Consider the following 12356-nt stretch of genomic DNA (forward strand, 5'->3'; position numbering starts at 1 on the left):
CCGCCATCGTGCCGCCGGCCGAAACCGCCGACGCGGTCGTGGTCCAGACATCACTGACCGCCGCTGCCCGCACCGATCGGGCCGCCGCGACCCCGACTCCGACGGTCGCGGCGCCGGTAGACACGCGCGATCGGCCGGTGTCGCGCACGCAGGCGACACGCGCCATCCCCGACGCCGAACCGGCTTCGACTGGTCCCGCCGCGCGCGTCTTCGCCCGCCAGCTCGCCCAGCCCGGCGCGGCCGTGGCCGGGCCCGCCCCTGCCGACGACGCGCTCGCCGCCCCGGTCGCCGAGATCGCGGACATCGGCGAAACCGTCATGGCCAGCGACGTCATGGTCGAGAATCCACCCGCCATCACCCCCGCCGCCCGCCCCGCCGTGACGCCGCCGACCGGCGCTCTGCCGCCGATCGACACCGGCCGCGCGGAGTGGATGGAGGGCATGATCGACCGGATCGAGACGCTTCGCGACGAACCCGGTTCGCGGACGCTGCGTATCCGGCTGAGCCCCGATGCGCTCGGCGATGTCGAGCTTGTCTTTGACGAAGGCGCGGGCCGCGATGTCGGCGTGCGCATCCATGCCGAAAATCCCGCGGCGCGCGCGCTGCTGGCCGACGCCGCACCCCGCCTGGCCGAAATGGCCGAAGCGCGCGGCATCCGCCTGGCCCAGCAGGACGGCGGCGCGCCGAGCGGCGGTGGCAATGCCGGCAATGGTGCTGGCCATGCCCAGTCCGGGCTCGCGCATTCCGGCGCCGGATCGAACCCGGGACAACAGGATGCCGGCCAGGGCCGACGTCCCGCCCCGGCCACACCCCAGGACGCACGCCGCGACCCGCAGGCCGCGCATGCGACCGCTGACGACGAACGAATCGCCTGAATTGAAAGGATCCTCCGATGAGCGACGCCAAAACCGATACCGAAAAGCCCAAGAAGAAGGGCGGAATGAAAAAGCTGCTGCTGATCGCCGGTGGCGCGATCCTGCTGACCGGCGGCGGCGCTGCGGCCGGCATGTTCCTGAGCGGGTCGCTGATGGGCGGCGGCGGCGCGGCCGAACATGCCGAGGCCGAAACCCCCAAGCTCGTCCCCAAGTCGGAGGAGAAGCGCGCGTCGCTGAGCGGTGACAAGGGCGGCGAAGGCGGCGGCGACCATGGCGGCGGCGGCGGCGAGGAATCGGGCGGTTCCGAGCACAAGGGCAAGCCGACGCCGGAGGGCGAAGGCGGCGACCGCTATGCGTCCAACTATTATGCGATGGACAAGGAGTTCACCGCCAATCTGCGCGAGAGCGTCCATTTCGTTCAGGTCGGGATCGCGATCTCGACCCCCTATGACGATCGCGTCCTCGAAAACCTGAAGACGCACGAGATCGCGGTTCGATCGCAGGTGCTGATGACGCTGGGCGAAACCGACGAGGAACAGGTGTTCACGCTGGCAGGCAAGCAGGTCCTGCAGCGCCGGCTCGCCAAGGCGATCAACGACGTGCTCGAAGAAAAAGAAGGCTTTGGCGGCGTTAGTAACGTCTACTTTACCAATTTTGTTGTTCAGTGACCGTGCATGGTTAACGGCACGTCATCTTTGGGCAGCGAAGGGCGCGAGCGCGATCGGCCGCGGGCGGAGCATGCGCTCGCGCTCGCGGCCAACAACCTCAATCCGTTCGGCGACCTCCACACCCTCCAGCACCTGTCGGCGCGTCTGGCGCGGCTGCTGCGCGGGGTGTTCGAGCCGATGATGCGCCGCGCCATCCGCGCCTGGGCCGAACCGCTGACCGTCGAGCGGTTCAGCAACTATGTCGCCGAACGCAAGCCCGGTCTGACCGCCTGGGTGCCGCTGACGCTGCGTCCCGGCGGCGGCCAGGCGTTTCTGGTGCTCGACGGCCGCTTCACGCTCGAGATGCTCGACCTGTTCTTTGGCGGGCTGGGCGATACGCCGGATACCCTGCCCAACGAATTTTCGCCTGCCGCCGAGGCGCTGGTGCGCCGGATCGCGGCCGCGCTGGTCCCGGTGCTGCAGACCGCGTGGGAGCCGGTGACGCGAATCGGCTTCGAACCTGGCAATGTCGAAATGAACCCGTCGCTCCTCGCCTCGCTCGACAGCGAGGATCCGGTGATCGTCACCCGTTTCGGGATCGCGGCTGCCGATGGCGAGCCGACGATGGTCGACCTCCTTTATCCCGTAGCCGCGCTCAAGCCGCACGCGGTGTCGCTCAACACGCGCGTGCACGGGCCGTCGGCCGAACCCGATCCGCGCTGGCGCAACAACCTGACCCGCGTCGCGATGGGCGTGCGCTTCCCGGTACGCTCGGTGCTGGCCGAACCGACCATTTCGCTCGGTCGCCTGCTCGAACTCAAGGAAGGCGACGTCATCCCGGTCAGCTTCGGCCCCGAAGTGCCCGTGATGGTCAACAACCACCGCCTGGGCACCGGCACCATCGGCACCGCCAATGGCAAGGCCGCCATCCGCCTCGCTTCCATCGTCCCGCTGCTCGAAGAGGATCTGACATGAACGACATGACCGGCGGTTTCCCCGCCGACGGCGCGGTCGCCGCGAATTTCCGGCTGCTGCAGGACGTCGACGTCCGCCTGACCGTCGAGATCGGATCGACCCAGCTGACGCTGCGCGAGCTGCTCGCGCTGGGCGAGGCGAGCGTCATCGAACTCGACCGCCACGCCAACGAGCTGCTCGACGTGTTCGTCAACGGCACGCTGATCGGGCGCGGCGAAGTGGTGACGGTGGGCGATCGCTTCGGCGTGCGAATGACCGAACTGGTCAGCCCGGAAAAGCGGCTGTCGCGCTGATGTGGGAATATATCCTCAAGCTGGTCGTGCTGCTGCCGCTTGTCTGCGGCCTGCTCGTCGGCTGCCTCTATCTGTGGCGCAAGCTGGAGGCGCGGATGCCCGGCCAGCAGGGCGAGCGGATGCTGAAGGTCAAGGAAACGATGATGATCTCGCCCGGCCTGCGCCTGGCGGTGCTGGAGTTTGAAGGCCGCAAGCTGCTCGTCTCGGTGGGCCGCGGCGGCGTCAACGTGATCGACCGGGGCCAGGGATGAACCGCCTCGCCAGCCTGATCGCCGGCGTGCGTGCGCGCATCGATGACGTCATGACGCCAATCGACCCGCGTCCGGCCGACCGCACCGAACGCCGGTTGCGCTGGATCGGCATTGCCGCCGCGCTGCTGGTCATGCTGGCAGCCGTCGAGCCGGCGCTGGCTCAGGCCGTCCCCGCCCCCGCCGCGCCTGCGGCACCGGGCGTCGGCGACGCGATCGACCGCGCGCTCGGCGACCTGGGCGGCGGCGACGCGCCGCTGTCGCTGTCGCTCCAGATCCTGATCATCATGGGGCTGCTGACGGTCCTGCCCAGCATCCTGCTGATGATGACCAGCTTCACCCGCATCCTGATCGTGCTGTCGGTGCTGCGCCAGGCGCTGGGTCTGCAACAGACGCCGCCCAACCAGGTGCTGGTCGGCCTGTCGCTCTTCCTCAGCTTCTTCGTGATGGCACCGACCATCGACCAGGTGAACCGCACCGCGATCCAGCCCTATTCCGCCGGCACGATCGGCGCGACCCAGATGATCGAGAATGGCGGCCGCGCGCTCCACGGCTTCATGGTCAAGCAGACGCGCAAGAAGGACATCACGATGTTCGCCGAAATGGCGAAAAGCGGCCCCTATGCCTCGCCCGCCGACATCCCCTTCTCGGTGCTGCTGCCGGCATTCGTGACCAGCGAACTCAAGACCGCGTTCCAGATCGGTTTTCTCATCTTCCTGCCCTTCATCATCATCGACCTCGTCGTCGCCACCGTGCTCATGTCGCTCGGCATGATGATGCTGTCGCCGACCATCATCTCGCTGCCGTTCAAGCTCCTCCTGTTCGTCCTGGTCGACGGCTGGGCGCTGACCATGGGCAGCCTCGCCAACAGTTTCGTGAGTTAGCGCCGTGGATGCAGATTACTTCATGGATGTCGCGCGCGAGGCGATGTGGGTGCTGGCGCTGGCCGCCACCCCCATCCTGCTGCCTGCGCTGCTCGCCGGGCTCATCCTGGGCATGATCCAGGCGGCGACGTCGATCAACGAACAGACGCTGACCTTCGTGCCCAAGCTGATCGTGGTCGGCGTGTCGCTGATCGTGTTCGGCGGCGCGATCCTGACGCTGATCGGCGATTTCACCATCAGCATCTTCGAGCGCATTCCCGACCTGGTGCGGTGATGAGTTGTGCCTGGATCAAGTTTCTCGACTTCGCTCGAAACGAACGGCAACCTTGCCCGCTGCCGTTCACCCAAGATCCGTTCGTTTCGAGCGAAGTCGAGAAACGCTGATGCTCGGCTTCGGCCTCTCGATCGAATCGCAGCTCTGGGCGATGCTGTTCGTGATGGTGCGGATCAGCGCCGCGTTCGTCGCGGCCCCTGTGTTCGGCGCGGTCGCGGTGCCGGTGCAGGTGCGGATCGTGCTGTCGGGCGCGATTGCGATCCTGACGCTCAACGTGGCTGCCATCCAGCCGCCGGCCGAAATCTTCGCGCTGACCACCTTCCTGTCGATCGCGGCGGAGGCACTGGTCGGCCTCGCGCTGGGCTTCATCCTCCAGATCGCGTTTGCCGCGCCGCTGATCGCCAGCGAGACGATCGGCGTGTCGATGGGCATCGGCTTTGCCGCCGCACTCGACCCGCAGCGCGGCGAACAGACGCCCGCGCTCGGCAATTTCCTGGGCATCCTGCTGACGCTGTTGTTCCTGGCCATTGACGGCCACCTGATCCTCACCCGGCTGGTGGTCGAAAGCTACACGCTCCTGCCCCCCGGTGGCGCATGGCTGGCGACCGCCCGGCTTCAGAACATCGCGATGTTCGGCGGCTACGCGTTCTTGGCCGGCCTGCTCCTGGCCCTGCCGGTCGGGTTCCTGCTGCTGTGCCTCAACGTGATCGTGGGCATGCTGTCGCGCTCGGCGCCTTCGCTCAACCTGTTCGCGGTCGGCCTGCCCGCCAGCCTGCTGGTCGGCGTCGTCGGCCTGTTCGTCGCGCTGCCGGCGATGAGCGACTACATGCTCGTCATCCTTGATGAGGCGCTGAAGGCCACGCGCACCCTGGTGGTCGGCTGATGGCGGAGCAGGCCGGCGAGCGGACCGAAGCCCCAACCCCAAAGCGCCTCAAAAAGGCGCGGGACGACGGCGATGTCCTCAAATCCACCGACCTTTCGTCGGCGATGGTCATCCTGTTCGGCTGCTTCTGGATGCTCATGCTCGGCCCCGCGCTGCTCTCCGCCTGTCGCGAGGTCATGGCGGCCAGCTTCACCTTCGGCCGCGCCGATGTGGAGGATTTCGAACCCTGGCGGCCGCTCGCCAATGCCGGGTGGCAGCTCGCCCCTTCGCTCGGCGGGTTGCTCGCCTTGTCCTTCGCCAGCGCGATCGCGGCACAGGCGGTGCTGGGCTCGCTGCGGTTCAATTCGAAGCTGATCCAGCCCAAGGCGTCGCGGATCAATCCCGGCGCGGGCATCAAGCGCATCTTCGGTCCCCAGGGCTGGATCGAGCTGATGAAGTCGCTGCTCAAGGCCGTGCTGCTCGGCAGCATCGGCTATGCGATGCTATGGTCGTCGGCGGAACAGATGGCCGGCCTGGTCTCCTCCGACCTCATGGGCGCGGTCGGCGCGCTAGGCGAAACCTTCCTGCTGCTGATGTTCGTGATGGCGCTGGGCATGGTCGTCATCGCCGGCATCGACGTGCCGATCGCGATCGTGCGGCGCATCAATCGCCTGAAGATGTCGAAGCAGGAAATGAAGGACGAGCACAAGGAGAGCGAAGGCTCGCCCGAGAACAAGGCCGCAATCCGCAGCCGCCAGCGCGAGGTGATGAAGCGCGGGTTCAGGAAGGCGATGAAGGAAGCGCATGTCGTGCTGACCAACCCGACGCACTTCTCGGTCGCGCTGCGCTACGAGCGCGGCCGCGACCAGGTGCCGGTGGTGGTCGCCAAGGGGCGCGGCGCGACCGCGCTCGCCATCCGCGAACTGGCGGGCGAGATGACGGTGCCGGTGCTCGAATATCCGGCGCTTGCCCGCGCGGTCTATTATACCAGCAAGGAAGGCCAGGAGGTCCGCGACGACCTGTATCTGGCGATCGCCACCGTGCTGGCCTTCGTCTTCGGGCTCAACGTCGCGGCCGGCGGCACCCCGCCGCCGATCACCGTGCCGGCCAGCGCGCGCTTCGACGAAAATGGTCAGCCGACCGAGAAAAACAGCTAAAGATTCCGCGGGTTCGGCCGTTTTCACGAACAGGCCTGAACCCCGGGGGGAGCACTACGCGAGATGGAGTCGATCACCAGCACGCTAGGCGCCGGATCCGGCATCAACATCACCGAACTGGTCAACGGCCTGGTCGAGGCGCAATTCGCGATCAAGACCCAGCGGCTGGAGGCGCGCAGCGAGACGCTGACCGCCCAGATTTCCGCGGTCGGTTCGCTGAAAAGCGGCATCAACAACCTGGCTTCGGCGCTCGGCTCGGTGACGCGCAGCGGCACGCTCGCCACCCAGCCGACCAGCGGCAATCCAAATATCGTCCGCGCCAGCCCCGTCGTCGGCACCAAGATCGAGAATCTGAGCGCCAGCATCGAGGTGCGTCAGCTCGCGACCGCCCAGTCGAGCTATACCGCGCCGATCGCCGATCCCGCGGCTGCGGTCGGCACCGGCACGCTGACCCTCACGCTCGGCACCGCGACCGTATCGAACGGCGCGATGACCGGCTTCACCGCCGGCACCGGCACGCCGGTCGACATCGCCATCGACGCGAGCAATTCGTCGCTGACCGGCATCCGCGATGCGATCAACGCCGCGCGCGCCGGCGTCACCGCCTCGATCGTCGCCGACAGCGCGGGATCGCGGCTGATCCTCAAGGGCGCGACCGGCGAGGCGCAGGCGTTCACGCTGACCGCCACCGAGGATGCGGGCGCGCCGGGGCTCGCCGCGCTCAATGTCGGCGTCGGCGCGGCGGGCACCACGATCGGGGCAACCGCCGGCGATTCGATCGTCGCGGTCGACGGCGTTGCGCTGCGCCGGTCGGTCAACACCATCACCGATCTGCTTCCGGGCATTCGCCTCGACCTCGTCTCGGCGAGCGTCGGCACCCAGGTTTCGATCAACTCCGCCCCGCCGGTCGAAAGCCTGCGCCAGACCGTCAACGACGTCGTCGACGCGATCAACGAGCTTCAGGCGTCGATCCGCACCGAAACCGATCCGGTCACCGGCCCGCTGCGCGCCGATCCCGGAGCGCGCTCGCTGGTCCAGTCGCTGCGCGAGCTGACGCTGCGACGGCTGTTGCCGTCGACCGCCACCGGCCCGGCAACGCTGGCCGAAATCGGCGTCAGGACCAATCGCGACGGTTCGCTGAGCGTCGACGCCGCCCGGCTTTCGCGCGTGCTCACCGAAAATCCCGAAGCGGTGGAGGCGATGTTCGCCTCGATCGGCGGGCTGGGCAGCGAGATCAACCGGATCGCCGTCGCCGCCAGCAGCCGGGTGACCGGACTGGGCGCCAGCGAACAGCGCTACACCCGCGAACAGACGCGACTGAGCGATGAACAGGCCGACGCGCTCGAGGAAGCGGAAGCGACCCGCGTGCGCATGACCCAGCAATTCGCCAGCATGGATGCGCGCGTCGCGGCCTATCGCCAGACCCAGACCTATCTGCAGCAACAGATTGACAGCTGGAACGCGGACCGGAATTGATCATGGCACGCTACGCGACGGTCCTCAGCAATCCCGAAGCCACATATCGCGCGGTCGACCTCGCGGGGCGCGTCGGCGGCTCGGACAGCCACGGGCTGGTCGGACTGCTGTACGAAGAGCTGATCCGCGCCCTGCGCACGGCGGCCTGGGCTGCGGAAAACCAGAAGCTCGCGCTGAAAAGCGAGCGCGTGACCCGCGCCGTCGCCATTCTGTTCGCACTCGAAAACGGGCTGGATTTCGAACGCGGCGGCGGCGTCGCGGATACGCTCGCCACGCTCTATCGCGGCATGCGCGGCGACATCGTGTCGGCCAGCCTCGGTACCGATCCCGCCCCCTTCCGCCGCGCCGCCGACGACCTGGCCGAAATCTCCGGCGCCTGGGCGAGCCTGCGCGCAGCCTGAGCGGCTTCGCGCTACCGCGCGGCTCTGGCGGTCGGCGCGGCTTTCGGCTAGCGCCTTGCCGATGACCACGCCCCATATCGTCGCGATCGGCGGGACGCTTCGTTCGGATTCGAGCACCGCCCGCGCGCTTTCCGCTGCGCTCGACGTCGCCGCGCGCAGCGGCGCGCGCACCACGCTGCTCACCGCCGATGCCATCGATTTCCCCGCCTTCGATCCCGAAGCCGCGAGCGACAGCCCGGCGATCGTCCGGTTCGTCGCGACGATCCGCTCGGCGGACGGCATCCTCATCGGATCGCCCGGCTATCACGGCACGCTGTCGGGGCTGGTCAAGAACGCGCTCGACCACGTCGAGCTGACCCGCGACGATGCGCGCCCGTATTTCGACGGCCTGCCGGTCGGGATCGTCGCCACCGCGGCAGGCTGGCAAGCGGCGGTGTCGACGCTTCAGGCGCTGCGCACCGTCGTCCACGCGCTGCGCGGCTGGCCGACGCCGATGGGCATCGCGATCAACACAGTCGAATCGGGCCGCGACCTGACCGGCGCCATGCCGGGCATCGAGATCATGGTCGGACAGATGCTCGACTTCGCGCAGCGGCGGCTGCCGGGCGGGTCCGCCCCATCGGCTTAACCAAATCGTGAAGGTCCGCCGCTAGGCTGCGAGCCTCCTATCGCGACGGATACGATAATGACTCAGCTGACGCGCATCAGCCCGGCCATGCGGGGCGCCCGCCCCACCGCCTCGGTGCTGGTCGTCGACGACAGCCGGACCGGCCTGAATGCGATGGGCGAACGGCTCAGCCAGGCCGGCTATGCCGTCGTGCTGTGCGATCGCGGCGCCGACGCGCTCGACCTGATCGCCGGCTGCCGCTTCGACCTGCTCCTGCTCGATGTCGTGATGCCCGAAATGTCGGGGCTTCAGGTGCTGGCCGAACTGCGCGCCTCGACCGAGACCGTCGACCTGCCCGTCATGATCGTGACGGCGTACACCGATCCGGCGATCGCGCGTCAGGCCATGGCGATCGGTGCCGATGATGTCGCCACGGTCCCGATCGATTTCGAGATGCTGACGACGCGGATGGAGCGGCTGCTGCATCGCGCCGCCCGTCTCAACGAGCTGAAACGGGCCAACGCCGCGCTCGACGCGCGGATCGCCGACCGCGCGATCGAACTGGGCGAAGCCCGCGACCGTCTGGCCGCGGTGCGCGGCGACCGTGACCGGCTCGCCGCCTCGCTGGAGGCGCTGAACCGCCACGTCCAGACGCTTACTGCTCGAACCAGCGGCGACGAATGAAATAGCCGAAGGTGGCGAGCGCCACCAAAGTCGACGCCGCCACCACGCCCCAGAACGCCCAGGGTTCATGCGCATAGGGGATGCCGTCGACGTTCATGCCGAGCAGCCCGGTCAGAAAGGTCAGCGGCAGGAACACGATCGCCACCACCGAAATCGCCAGCGCGCGCTGATCGATCAGCTCGGCGCGCAGGTCGGTCAGCGTTTCGTGCAGCAGCGCCGCGCGTTCGCGAATCGCCTCCAGCTCTTCGGCCATGCGCGCGGCGCGATCGGCGGCGGCGTTGAGGTGCAGCCGGTCTTCCTCCTCCAGCCAGCCGAAGGGGAGCAGCGACAGCTTCTCGATCGCCACCCGCTGCGGGTTGAGGAAGCGGCGATAGCCGATCGCCTGCACCCGCGCGGAGCTGACCGCGCGGCGCAGCGCGAAGACCTTGCGCGCGTCCAGCATCTCTTCGCAATCGTCGAGGTCGTCGCCCAGTTCGGCAATCACGGGGTCCAGTTCCTCGGTGATCGCGACCGCGATCTCGGCGATCAGGTCGCCGGCATCGCGCACCTCCCCGGCGGCAACGCGCGCGCAGACCGGGCCGAGCGCATTGAGCGGCAGGCGACAGACCGACAGGACGCGCGTGCCCTGCGCATGGATCCGGATCGACGCGAGCGGGTCGGACATCGTCATGTCGGTCGACGTCGACAGCCCGCGCAGGTTGACGAGCGCCGCCTCGCCCAGCGCGTCGCAGCGCGGCCGCGTCTCGGTGGCGGTCAGCGCATCCGCGGCGAGCTCGGACAGCTTCGCCACGTTGATCAGCCAGTCGCGCGCCGCCTGAGTCGTCTCGTGCAGGTGGATCCACACCAGCTTGCCGCTCGCCACGATCGCCGCATCGGGCGTCGCTTTGGTCACCTCGGCATCGCCGACAATATAGGCATAGCCCGCCATCAGCCGCGCTCCACGTCTATGGTCACACCCGGTCCCGGATCGGCCGGCGGCGCGGCGCACGCGATCCGCTCCGCATCCGCGCGGGCGCGGTCCAGAATGGCGGCGGCGACCCCCGGGCGGTGGGTGACGCGATCAGCGGCGGCCAGCCAGCGCGCCTCGCGCAGCGTCAGGTCGTCGGGATCGTCGCTGCGCAGCCGGATCGCGTGAAAGGCGGCGACCGGGGCATGGGGCTCGGCAAGCCACCGGTCGAATTGTGCCCGGCCGACCGGCGCGAGCGGATCGAGTGCCCCCCCGGCGCTCAGCGCGTCGGCGATCGCCCGGCGACGCTCGGCGGTGCTCGCGAACCGGTCACGCGCCGCGCCCAGCCACTGCGCCAGATCGCCCAGCCGCGCGGGCAGCAGCAGCTCGAGCCGCTGGCGCAGCGCCGCCGCCAGGCCGGCGGAGACACCGCCCGTCGACACTGCGACCAGCACCGGATCGCGGTCGACGATGGCCGGCAGCGTGAAATCGCACTGATCGGGGCGGTCGACCGCGTTGATCAGCACGCCGCGCGCGCGCAGCCGATCGATCGCCGCCCGCGCATCGCCGTCATCGGCGATCGCGATGATCGCCAGCCGCGCCGCGCCGCCGTCGTCCTCGCCCACGATCCGCGCACCGGCACGTTCGAGCAATCGGCGCTTGGCCTCGGCGGCCTCGCCCTCGCCCAGCAGGATGACGGGCCGTCCGGCCACCCGCATCAGGAGGGGCAGGCCCGATCGCATCGGGTTCAGGCGTCCTGGAGCCAATCGGGCACGCGTTCGGCCGCGATCATCCGTTCGGGCGGGATGCGGTCGGCCACGACGGCGTAGCGGTCGCCCGACACCAGCACCTCGGGCACCAGCGCGCGGCTGTTATAGGTCGACGCCATCGTCGCGCCATAGGCCCCGGCGGTGCGAAAGATCGCCAGGTCGCCCGGCGCGACCCGGTCGATATCGCGCCCCATGCCGAACGTATCGCCGCTTTCGCAGACTGGGCCGGCGATGTTGGCGATCATCCGCTCGCCGCTTGGCCGGACCGCGACGAAATCGTGATATGCGTCGTACAGCGCCGGGCGCATCAGGTCGTTCATCGCCGCGTCGACGATGACATAGGGATTGACCGCGCCGGGCTTGACCCAAAGCACCTCGGTCAGCAGCACCCCGGCATTGCCCGCGATCACCCGGCCGGGCTCGAACATCAGCGTGACGTCCCAGCCGCGCGTCACGCGGGCGACCATCGCGCCGAACTCGGCCGGCGTCGGCATGACGTCGCCGGGGCGATAGGGCACGCCCAGCCCGCCGCCCAGGTCGACATGGCTGATTGCATGACCGGCCCCGCGCAGATCGGCGACCAGCTGGCCCATGCGGACATAGGCGCTCTCCAGCGGCTCGAGCCGGCCGAGCTGGCTGCCAATATGCGTGGCTACGCCGCGCAGGTTCAGGCCGGGCAGCGCCGACAGCCGCGCGAACACGCCCGGGGCCTGGTCGATATCGATGCCGAACTTGTTTTCCTTGCGCCCGGTCGAGATCTTGGCGTGGGTGCCGGCGTCGACATCGGGATTGACCCGGATCGTCGCGGGCGCGCGCACGCCGCGCGCCGCGGCGATCTCTGCCAGCGCCACGCCCTCGGCCTCGTGCTCGATGTTGAACTGGCCGATCCCGGCATCCAGCGCGGCCTCCAGCTCGTCGCGGCGCTTGCCGACGCCGGAGAACACGATGTCGGCGGGCGCGATGCCCCCGGCGATCGCGCGCCACATCTCGCCGACCGACACGACGTCGGCGCCATAGCCTTCGCGCGCCAGCACCTTGAGCACGCCCAGATTGGGATTGGCCTTGACCGCGAACGCCAGGTGCGTGCGGTCGAGCTCCGCCAGCCCCTCGCGGAACACGCGGGCATGGCGCTCGAACGTCGCCTGCGAATAGACATAGACGGGCGTGCCGACTTCGGCGGCGATGCGCGGCAGCGGCACGTCCTCGACGTGGAGCACGCCGTCGCGATAGGTGAAATGGTCCATCGGGCTCCGGCGG

General features: G+C 69.0%; 16 protein-coding genes. 13 read left to right on the forward strand and 3 right to left on the reverse strand.

The genetic code is table 11. The features are described from left to right. The 13 genes from AX676_RS18045 to AX676_RS06710 all read left to right on the forward strand — a co-directional run. The coding region (locus AX676_RS18045; protein WP_197417794.1) for a flagellar hook-length control protein FliK at positions 1 to 875 on the forward strand (875 nt) is incomplete at its 5' end. A gap of 17 nt (positions 876 to 892) precedes the next feature. Then, on the forward strand, positions 893 to 1543 hold the full coding sequence (locus AX676_RS06655; RefSeq protein ID WP_066477633.1) for a flagellar basal body-associated FliL family protein: 651 nt from the start codon (positions 893 to 895) through the stop codon (positions 1541 to 1543). A 6-nt stretch (positions 1544 to 1549) separates the two neighbouring features. Then, positions 1550 to 2497 (forward strand): flagellar motor switch protein FliM, encoded by a 948-nt coding sequence (locus AX676_RS06660; RefSeq protein ID WP_066477635.1) that lies wholly within the window; start codon positions 1550 to 1552, stop codon positions 2495 to 2497. Next, on the forward strand, positions 2494 to 2790 hold the full coding sequence (fliN, locus tag AX676_RS06665) for a flagellar motor switch protein FliN (RefSeq protein WP_066477637.1): 297 nt from the start codon (positions 2494 to 2496) through the stop codon (positions 2788 to 2790). Before AX676_RS06660 ends, fliN begins: the two co-directional genes overlap by 4 nt. Continuing rightward, positions 2790 to 3041 (forward strand): flagellar biosynthetic protein FliO, encoded by a 252-nt coding sequence (locus tag AX676_RS06670; RefSeq protein ID WP_443025980.1) that lies wholly within the window; start codon positions 2790 to 2792, stop codon positions 3039 to 3041. The genes fliN and AX676_RS06670 overlap by 1 nt, the downstream gene beginning before the upstream one ends. 131 nt (positions 3042 to 3172) lie before the next feature. Beyond that, positions 3173 to 3922, forward strand: coding sequence for a flagellar type III secretion system pore protein FliP (gene fliP / locus AX676_RS06675; RefSeq protein ID WP_231725974.1), 750 nt, complete (start codon positions 3173 to 3175; stop codon positions 3920 to 3922). 4 nt (positions 3923 to 3926) lie between these two features. Continuing rightward, positions 3927 to 4196, forward strand: coding sequence for a flagellar biosynthesis protein FliQ (gene fliQ, locus AX676_RS06680; RefSeq protein WP_082730913.1), 270 nt, complete (start codon positions 3927 to 3929; stop codon positions 4194 to 4196). Positions 4197 to 4305: 109 nt separating this feature from the next. Next, positions 4306 to 5079 (forward strand): flagellar biosynthetic protein FliR, encoded by a 774-nt coding sequence (fliR, locus tag AX676_RS06685; protein ID WP_066477641.1) that lies wholly within the window; start codon positions 4306 to 4308, stop codon positions 5077 to 5079. Further along, the gene (gene flhB / locus AX676_RS06690; RefSeq protein ID WP_066477643.1) at positions 5079 to 6215 is read left to right on the forward strand and encodes a flagellar type III secretion system protein FlhB; all 1137 of its coding nucleotides are present in this window, start codon (positions 5079 to 5081) and stop codon (positions 6213 to 6215) included. The genes fliR and flhB overlap by 1 nt, the downstream gene beginning before the upstream one ends. 63 nt (positions 6216 to 6278) lie before the next feature. Then, entirely contained in the window at positions 6279 to 7691 is a 1413-nt protein-coding gene (gene fliD / locus AX676_RS06695) for a flagellar filament capping protein FliD (protein ID WP_066477644.1), read from the forward strand. 2 nt (positions 7692 to 7693) lie between these two features. Beyond that, positions 7694 to 8092, forward strand: coding sequence for a flagellar export chaperone FliS (locus tag AX676_RS06700; protein WP_066477646.1), 399 nt, complete (start codon positions 7694 to 7696; stop codon positions 8090 to 8092). Between the two features lie 61 nt (positions 8093 to 8153). Then, positions 8154 to 8720 (forward strand): NADPH-dependent FMN reductase, encoded by a 567-nt coding sequence (locus AX676_RS06705; protein WP_082730851.1) that lies wholly within the window; start codon positions 8154 to 8156, stop codon positions 8718 to 8720. Positions 8721 to 8777: 57 nt separating this feature from the next. After that, positions 8778 to 9383, forward strand: coding sequence for a response regulator (locus AX676_RS06710; RefSeq protein WP_231725972.1), 606 nt, complete (start codon positions 8778 to 8780; stop codon positions 9381 to 9383). Here the strand turns inward: AX676_RS06710 and AX676_RS06715 are convergent. The 3 genes from AX676_RS06715 to lysA are packed head-to-tail and all read right to left on the reverse strand — an operon-like array spanning position 9355 to position 12343. Then, entirely contained in the window at positions 9355 to 10311 is a 957-nt protein-coding gene (locus tag AX676_RS06715; protein ID WP_066477647.1) for a CorA family divalent cation transporter, read from the reverse strand. The genes AX676_RS06710 and AX676_RS06715 overlap by 29 nt on opposite strands. Next, the gene (locus AX676_RS06720; RefSeq protein WP_066477648.1) at positions 10311 to 11072 is read right to left on the reverse strand and encodes a precorrin-2 dehydrogenase/sirohydrochlorin ferrochelatase family protein; all 762 of its coding nucleotides are present in this window, start codon (positions 11070 to 11072) and stop codon (positions 10311 to 10313) included. Before AX676_RS06720 ends, AX676_RS06715 begins: the two co-directional genes overlap by 1 nt. A 5-nt stretch (positions 11073 to 11077) precedes the next feature. Continuing rightward, positions 11078 to 12343, reverse strand: a complete 1266-nt coding sequence (gene lysA / locus AX676_RS06725; protein WP_066477650.1) for a diaminopimelate decarboxylase — start codon at positions 12341 to 12343, stop codon at positions 11078 to 11080. Positions 12344 to 12356 lie beyond the last annotated feature (13 nt).

The sequence above is a fragment of the Sphingomonas sp. CCH21-G11 genome, assembly GCF_001555965.1.
Lineage (GTDB): Bacteria > Pseudomonadota > Alphaproteobacteria > Sphingomonadales > Sphingomonadaceae > Sphingomonas.

Bases quoted from the DNA above. Each gene is read 5' to 3' on its own strand.
- AX676_RS06655 (WP_066477633.1), top strand. From the start codon at position 893: ATGAGCGACGCCAAAACCGATACCGAAAAGCCCAAGAAGAAGGGCGGA.
- AX676_RS06710 (WP_231725972.1), top strand. From the start codon at position 8,778: ATGACTCAGCTGACGCGCATCAGCCCGGCCATGCGGGGCGCCCGCCCC.
- lysA (WP_066477650.1), bottom strand. From the start codon at position 12,343: ATGGACCATTTCACCTATCGCGACGGCGTGCTCCACGTCGAGGACGTG.
- AX676_RS06720 (WP_066477648.1), bottom strand. From the start codon at position 11,072: ATGCGATCGGGCCTGCCCCTCCTGATGCGGGTGGCCGGACGGCCCGTC.
- fliP (WP_231725974.1), top strand. From the start codon at position 3,173: ATGCTGGCAGCCGTCGAGCCGGCGCTGGCTCAGGCCGTCCCCGCCCCC.
- fliD (WP_066477644.1), top strand. From the start codon at position 6,279: ATGGAGTCGATCACCAGCACGCTAGGCGCCGGATCCGGCATCAACATC.
- AX676_RS06660 (WP_066477635.1), top strand. From the start codon at position 1,550: ATGGTTAACGGCACGTCATCTTTGGGCAGCGAAGGGCGCGAGCGCGAT.
- fliN (WP_066477637.1), top strand. From the start codon at position 2,494: ATGAACGACATGACCGGCGGTTTCCCCGCCGACGGCGCGGTCGCCGCG.
- AX676_RS06700 (WP_066477646.1), top strand. From the start codon at position 7,694: ATGGCACGCTACGCGACGGTCCTCAGCAATCCCGAAGCCACATATCGC.
- AX676_RS06670 (WP_443025980.1), top strand. From the start codon at position 2,790: ATGTGGGAATATATCCTCAAGCTGGTCGTGCTGCTGCCGCTTGTCTGC.
- AX676_RS06715 (WP_066477647.1), bottom strand. From the start codon at position 10,311: ATGGCGGGCTATGCCTATATTGTCGGCGATGCCGAGGTGACCAAAGCG.
- flhB (WP_066477643.1), top strand. From the start codon at position 5,079: ATGGCGGAGCAGGCCGGCGAGCGGACCGAAGCCCCAACCCCAAAGCGC.
- fliR (WP_066477641.1), top strand. From the start codon at position 4,306: ATGCTCGGCTTCGGCCTCTCGATCGAATCGCAGCTCTGGGCGATGCTG.
- AX676_RS06705 (WP_082730851.1), top strand. From the start codon at position 8,154: ATGACCACGCCCCATATCGTCGCGATCGGCGGGACGCTTCGTTCGGAT.